We start from the raw sequence: 1,897 nt of genomic DNA, 5'->3' as shown, positions 1-1,897 counted from the left end.
ATACACGCACCTAGTCTACATACATATAACTGTACAACTAGACTTATAAGTCTAGTTGTACAGTTATATGTATGTAGACTAGGTGCGTGTATAGTCATGTGATTTAGTCTGTGTACAGTTAAAATACCTGAGGTGATTTAATTGTTAGTCTATATGTACAGTTAAGGCATTTGATTTATATCTAAAAGTAATTTATAATTTAGTCTATGTACTGTTAATTAATTAGTAAAACACCATGACAAAAGTAAGAGACAAAACAAAAAAGGTAATTGAGAAGGCTGAAATATATAAAAAATCAATAACGTCTGAAATTGATAGTAAAAAAGTCAGGCAAAGTGTCTATGATATTTACGCTAACTATGTGAAAAGAGATTTTGGATTAAAAGAAAATACCGCTTTAATTGAGGGGAAAAAAATAAAGACATGGTATTTTTTGCCTGATAGCGAGTATTCAAGCGGTGAACTTTCAGCCAGCCGAATAGCTTCACTCCTCATTAAATACCGCAGGGCTTTAAAATCACTTGGGGCAATCAATAAAAAATTCATTCCTTCCCTCAATGCAGCAAAAAAGGCATTGATTAAAGCCGGAGTGGAGCAAAGTATTATTTATGGACTAAAACCCTCGCTAAAAATCAAGACACTTGAAGAACGCATCGCCTTACTCAAAAGAAAATATCCACGCGGATCAGCTTCAGGTAAGGGCGAGATGGTGAGACAGGCGTTAACCAGTATAAAAATGTATCATCCTAGTTATTATCGGCTGGCTGGAGCGGTTTCCTATGTAAAATCGATTACTAATGAGCAGCAAAAAATCAGGCTGAAAGCAAGACATGATGAGAAAATTAAAATTAATCCGCATTTTCTTTTAAATAAAGCTAAATTTATTCTAGATAATCCTAATTCAACATGGGTGCAATTAACGGTTGCACTTTGTGCCGTTACAGGCCGAAGACCGACCGAAATCATGAAAACCGCAAAATTTCGCGTTGATGATAAAACCCCTGATAATTACATCCGTTTTAGTGGAATATTAAAATCACGTGACAGAAAATTTGAGGAAGATTTTGGGGAATGGAATATCCCTATATTTCATGATGTAAATAAAATAATCAAAGCACTAAGACGATTACGATTTGAACTAAAAAAACAAGAGAAAAAATCCCATGAATCCGGAGGAAAAGGTAACTATTGGACAGGCGGTTACTTGCACTATATCAATCAAGAGGGCAAGAACATCGTTGCCAGCATATTTGACCCTAAATACACGAATGATGTTGATCATAACATGGCTATTAACCAACAATATAACGGAGTACTCAATAACGAACTTAGAAAATGGTTTGAATCCGGTGATATCGAAATAAAATCGCTCAGAGCAATTTATACAAAAATGGTATGGGAGCGTGAAAAAGACACCAGTTCTGAAACTTATGACAGTATGACAACAAGAATATTATGTTACTCAAAAGACAGCATCTCAGAAGCCGTCAAGCATTATGCAGCCATTGAACTATCAGAAAAAACAGAAAAAATTGAAACCACTACCGGAACAGTAAAAAACTATATTCCTAGTGAAGAACTCATGGCTAAATTAGAAAAAGCTAACGCTATTATTGAGCAGCGATCAGCCAGAGCCCCTACCCTAAAAACAATCCATGAATGGGCTAAAAATAAAGCTAACTTAGGTTTAACACTAAATGAACTGACCCCAACTTATATTAGACGATATTGTAGAGTGGGCGGCAAAACTATTAATGCTAATACCGCCAAGCTATATCTAAATGTCATTGATAACATCTAACACTTGTTAGCAAATGTTAAGGTTGAAAAAAGAATTTAAGTATATTTGAAGGTTTTATTGGGGTCACTACGCGAGGAAAAAATTATAGGCAAGACT

Annotated in this window: 1 protein-coding gene; it reads left to right on the top strand. The window is 34.9% G+C overall.

Annotation, left to right across the window (positions count from 1 at the left end):
* Positions 1–235 precede the first annotated feature (235 nt).
* On the top strand, positions 236–1,801 hold the full coding sequence (locus tag G468_RS0117340) for a protelomerase family protein (RefSeq protein ID WP_026824072.1): 1,566 nt from the start codon (positions 236–238) through the stop codon (positions 1,799–1,801).
* Positions 1,802–1,897: the final 96 nt, after the last annotated feature.

Source organism: Arsenophonus nasoniae DSM 15247, from assembly GCF_000429565.1.
Classification (GTDB): Bacteria; Pseudomonadota; Gammaproteobacteria; order Enterobacterales; family Enterobacteriaceae; genus Arsenophonus; species Arsenophonus nasoniae.
The sequence above is the reverse complement of the archived record's forward strand: the minus strand, read 5'-3'. Positions and strand labels throughout refer to the sequence as shown.

What these genes read in the sequence shown, in the direction of transcription:
- G468_RS0117340 (WP_026824072.1), top strand. Translation starts at nt 236, where the DNA reads ATGACAAAAGTAAGAGACAAAACAAAAAAGGTAATTGAGAAGGCTGAA.